We start from the raw sequence: 3547 nt of genomic DNA, 5'->3' as shown, positions 1-3547 counted from the left end.
ATTTTATAGGATGGGACACGTGCTGTTAGTTCATCATCCCGATTGATATACCTTTGACTATCATATCCATATTTCTTTTGAAGGGTTTGGATCCGTTTTCTAATGTCATCATCCAGTAAACGTTTTGCGCCCCCAAGTTCCCGTATACTATTAAAATAACCAATTAATGTTCTATATGGATCCACATACTTAGCCAATTTTTCATCTTTTAATAAATTTTCTGTTGTTTGAAGAAGAACCGCATAAATACGGAGCAATACAGTCTTCATCGATTGACCAGATACGCAAATACCACTATATAACCGGAAAGGATAATCCTCTACACTAACCTCTCTTCCAAAAAAGGAGTCTTCGATTTCTAGACCTGCTGGAGGGAATTGTTGCATCATCCTTCTTCCAAACACACGCTCTATTTGTTTATCCGCATTTTTAATTGTAGCGGTGGCAGCTATGTATTTTGGTTTTAATGGGCGCCCATCCTCTGCCTTAACCGTACAGAGCTCCTCAATAACAGTCTCATATCCACCATAAATTGTTCCTAATGGTCCAGTTATTAAGTGAAGCTCATCTTGAATAATAAGCTCTGGCGGATAAAAAGGCCGCATCTTTGATACACTTGCTCTAGGATTATTATGGTAAGCGGCATGCTTTTCTCCTTCACCAATAAACCCACACTTTTCACAATATCTATCCACTTTTCCAAAAAGCGTACCAGTAATCTCATCCCAAGGAAGACGAGCAAATTTATCTACAGTTGATATAATTACTGACGGAACCCTGCGATATATTTCTTCATCAATCAAATAAACAGGAATATGATTCCATGAGAAATAACAGGATGAATTAGTACAATAAATATCTAAACCTGTTTTTTCAGTTTTTGTATTTCTGTCGGGTAAAAACTTAAAATCAGGTTCCTTCGTACCACAGCATGGACATTCAAGAAGCTGCTTTTCAATATTTTTGTACATATTTTTTACTTCGTATGGTTTTCTATATCTTGTCTCCTGTAAATCACTTAATTTATTTGCTGTGACTTGTCCCCCAACCCAAAAACCAACAGCAAATTCAGCATGTCCAAATTGATAGGTACGATCATTTGCTCGTAAAAATTCCGCAGCACAAATGACTCTCATCAATCGGTCCCTTTGCTGGGTTGTTAAAAGCCTTAAGGTATAGCGAAGGAAGATTGTCACTCCACCATCTCTCTCATATTTTTGGTCTTCCGGTGCAAGAAGTTTTCTATATCCAAGCAAAAATGAAATTATACCTAAGTACGCTTCCGTCTTCCCTCCACCTGTTGGAAACCATAAAAGGTCTACTATGGACCGATCTTCGGATTTTGGGTTTACTACTCCTTCTAAATTCAACAAGATGAATGCTAACTGGAAAGGACGCCAACTGAAGTTTTCTTTCTTTAATTCAGCCTCCAATGTCGTGCTTTCATTATTCTTGGAGTAGTTTTTCATCGATATTTGAGTGTGCATGACTTGATTCATAAAAATAAATGCACGAAAAACTTTATCATCTTCCAATAAACGAATGCCCGAGCGAATACGATTCAGTACTTTCCAGCACTCGACTACACTCATTTCTGCGGATTCAGAATCCTCTACTTTATCAACTGGAAGTTTCTTTATCCAATTTTCATAGCGATTAGCAAGATTGTTCAGTTTTTCTATTACTTTTCGTTTGTCCTTCTCTTCTGAGAACCTTTTAATGGAGAAGAATCCCTCAGGTAATTCTCCCAATCCCTCATCCTTAGGTAGTTCCGTGCTCATGCTGCCAACTTCATGAGTCGGAATAAACTCAGATTTAATACTACCTGCAAAAATATCGTTATGATTATCCCAAGATGCAGCACAACCGAATCCCTTTGCAAAAACCGGTTTGTGGCGATATAAAAACTCCTCAAACTTACTTGAGTCCTTTCTAGCATAGTTTTCCGCAAGAAAGATTCTTTCCCCGTCTTCATGGAACACTTCCATTTCACACTGGAACATGCCATTATTACTGTTCTTATCAACAGTTCTATTACTTAAAAACACAGATACTAGGTAATTGTCCGTATCTTTCACTTTTCGTTTATTAACCACAATAAAGACGTTGTCGGAAACTTCAACCTCATATTTATCCTCTATTTTACCAATAGTTATTGGTTCAACATCTGATTGGATATTACGTACCCAGACATTTATATCTTTTTGTTTTTCTTCATCGAACCTCTTGGATTTGACGTACTTACCCCAAGCATACTTTACATTAAAATTTTGGGTTGAATCTTTGATGTAAAATCTTATCCCCATTGATGATTGTTGCTTAAACGTCTTATTTTTAGTTTCCACTTCCCCTTCTTCAGATGATTCTTCCGGATCATCTGACACCGCTTCCAATCCCTCATCTAATAATTCATCATCTGGTTTTTCAACCTCAGATTCAAGAGGAAAAAGTATACCGGTTAAATAAGCTTGTGATGGCGGCTCGGTAATTACATCCTCATTGATATGCTCTGGGCCAATTAAATCACGTTTTAAATCTTCAAGCATTTTCTGGCGAACAAGCTTATAGGTTTCTCTACTCAATATCAATCACTTCCATTTAACATTTAATTTTCAGATAATTAAAGCTTATCTTCTTTTCAGCATTATTATTATACCATAATTATCCTCTTAAGTATTTCGAAAAATGGATTTGGTTGGAAATTATAAAAAAAGTGGCCTACGTTTTACGTAAGCCATTAATGAAAGCCATTAAAACAATTATTTAATTTTTGCCAACACTTTCTCAAATTCTTGATAATTTACATTTACCCCATCATCAAGGTCAATGCTTATTTGTGCATTGGCATATTCAGCCAGTTTTTTATCAAACTCAAGTAGCTCATCCAAACGCTTTTGAAAATCTGTTTTCCGTTTTTCTAACTCTCTTTTTTCAGTGGCACTTAAGTTAGGATTTACAATTCTTGCATCCACCGCTGAAATCTCATAATGGTACTTTGCCTGTATTTCCTGTAAATGTTCAAAACGAATAGTTGCCATTGTGTCAGGTTGATACCGATGCAGATAGATAAAAGTTCTTAAACCTTTTTGTTTGCCAGAATCCACAAGCCAATAAATGGGGCGTTTTTGATAAACCTGACAGTGATCTTTAAAGAACTCATCCATAAAATAACGCCGTAATCTTTCTTCTGCAGATTCATTACGTTTCAATTCTAACGACTCTGCTAGCCACAGAATATTTTCATCAACAGTCTCTGAACCAAATGCGATCAATAAAAACTCCCTCAAACGAGCGATAATATCATTCTCAAAATAATGATCGTCTGTAATTTGGACTAATCCAAACTTATTTGGCCTAAACGAATTATATTTAGACTCATCCAAATCACCACCAGCAAACACAATACCCTCAACATCATATGAGTAGCGTCCCATTATACATCCAATAAAATAAGATAAGAATGACTTTGTATCTTTAACTTTATCAGGAATTCTTAATTTAATTTCATCATGATTAACAGCAGGGGACACTATTTCTTTTAACTTAT

At 35.9% G+C, this 3547-nt stretch carries 1 protein-coding gene and 1 pseudogene; both read right to left on the bottom strand.

Annotated features, from left to right (window positions below; translation table 11 throughout):
• Window positions 1-2582: DNA helicase (locus V7137_RS30310; RefSeq protein ID WP_335701504.1), on the bottom strand; the 2582-nt coding region annotated here is incomplete at its 3' end.
• 177 nt (window positions 2583-2759) lie between these two features.
• Window positions 2760-3547: pseudogene (locus V7137_RS30305) on the bottom strand (BREX-1 system adenine-specific DNA-methyltransferase PglX); the annotation flags it as partial.

The organism is Neobacillus drentensis (assembly GCF_036962765.1).
GTDB classification, from domain to species: domain Bacteria; phylum Bacillota; class Bacilli; order Bacillales; family Cytobacillaceae; genus Neobacillus; species Neobacillus drentensis_C.
Note: the sequence above shows the minus strand (reverse complement) of the source record. Positions and strands in the feature narration are given on the sequence as shown.